We start from the raw sequence: 1,897 nt of genomic DNA, 5'->3' as shown, positions 1-1,897 counted from the left end.
GGTAAAAGTTGGGGGGGGAGTTGCAAAGCGGCCATTGAATATAACCCCACAGGTCATTCCATTGGAGGTTTTCACAGGGTGGCTAGATTATTAGCGGTTGATATGACGTAAGTTTTTTTGAACGGCAACACCAGACTGCTACCCCGGTATCAACTTCTTCAAGATACTTTACTGGTTGATGCTGCAGAAGGTTGGGTTACACATGGCCAATAACCTAAATAGCAATTTAGAAATACTTGGCTATTCTCTGTTTCTACTCCGAACAACAAGATTGATCAGTGGTGCTACTTTTTTCCGGGGCAGAAAGTCAACACAGATTGTTCTGGGGTTTCCCACCTGGGAGAGAGCGGGTTGGTATTATTGACACAAGTTGTGTAACGAGACTTGAATGCATCTTTACCGCTTATTAGTAGCATTTGTTCTTTCCATGCTAGCTATTGCGATTCTGCCATTATGCAATTCCTCAATCCTCATTGAACGGCATAATTCCGATGGACACAAAGTTCGGATTGAAATCAATGACGGTACAGTTCCTCGGGTTGTAAGTCAGTGGCAAGTGAGTTTGCTGCTTCCGGAGGGCTTCGATGATCAATACTGTGTCCTTTGCTTCAAGACACCTGTGGTGTCAGCAGACTCGGACATTATCGCACTATTAGTCAAGAACGACCTGAGCAACTATCCACCCCCTCCACCCTGGAAGGGTGGAGGGGGCTGGCCATCGGGATTATTCGAAATTGATCTGGTTATCCTGACACCCGTCATCTCGTGGCTGATGTCCAAAGGCAGGGATTCTACCTCGTTTGAGGAACAGCCATCACTGGCACGTTTGAAAATGACACGGGTTAATGCCGACGGTTATTCCAGTGAAGCCGTTATACCTGTCGGTTGGCGCGATTTCCTGAATATTGAGCAAATGACCGATGTTTATTTCTGGAACACCCTCTTCCAGCGTACCGCCATTGCTTGCCCGGCCAGCGAAAACCATCAATGTTTAAAATTGTTTCTTGAGCGTACAGCCTTGAAGACACATCATGCTGTCAGCTTTAAAGAAGGTAGTGCGGATGGAGAACCCTATGGCAAGGTAGCCGATCAAGAATCAAAGGACGAAAATAACGACCATCAAAAGGAGCAAAGAGATGAACCTGAAGGTCAGGAGAGCAGATCACCGGCAGAATGGAATGATGGCAGTGGAAATAACAGAAAAGACGACAATGGAGAGGAGAATGAAAAAAACGCTACGACTCAAGACCTTCAGAGACTTGCGAACCAGCTTATAGCCATCATTGAAAGCGGCGATCCTGATGCCGTTCTTAAGCTGAGGGAAATACTGTATGAGTTAGACATGCCTCAGCGTTTGCAGGTTCTGGAAACAAAAGGCAGGAATAGCGGGGGTAATCCTGTTACTCCTCTTGAGGCAATACTGGAACTGCAGCGTTCTTTCAAAGAGCATTCATTGCGTAACCGGTTTATCGAGCAGCTGATAGAAGCCACAAGCGATAAAACACGGAATTTGAATGACCCTGATATTCTGTCTTCACTTCAGCCGATCATTCCACCTGACCGGACACTGCCCGAAGCGGGCGACAACAACCTGAGGATTTTGTATAAGATTGTTCAGGATATAATCCACAGGGTCAACCAATCTGGCCAACAACCACCTATAGGAGCATTTGAAAAATGTTGCTTTGCCGAGTACTTCGTTCAATTGTTCCTGCTCTATTCAAATCCACTTGAATCTATTCGTGAACTGTTAGTGAAACTATCAGATTCAGCCATAATCGGTGATATTTTGATTCATGCACAATCATTGACGTTCTCCATCTCTTTTCGCGATACCTTTATACAACTTAAACAGCACCCATCGCTCCGAGAATTAGTACGCCTCTCAAATGAGCTG

Annotated in this window: 1 protein-coding gene; it reads left to right on the top strand. The window is 45.5% G+C overall.

All coding sequences use genetic code 11. The annotated features are described in order from the left end of the window. Positions 1–388: 388 nt before the first annotated feature. Positions 389–1,897, top strand: a 1,509-nt coding sequence (locus KDK17_RS03610; protein WP_257287362.1) for a hypothetical protein, incomplete at its 3' end; no start/stop codon positions are given.

It is taken from the genome of Endozoicomonas sp. SESOKO2, assembly GCF_024606245.1.
In the GTDB taxonomy this organism is placed as follows: Bacteria; Pseudomonadota; Gammaproteobacteria; order Pseudomonadales; family Endozoicomonadaceae; genus Endozoicomonas_A.
The sequence above is the reverse complement of the archived record's forward strand: the minus strand, read 5'-3'. Positions and strand labels throughout refer to the sequence as shown.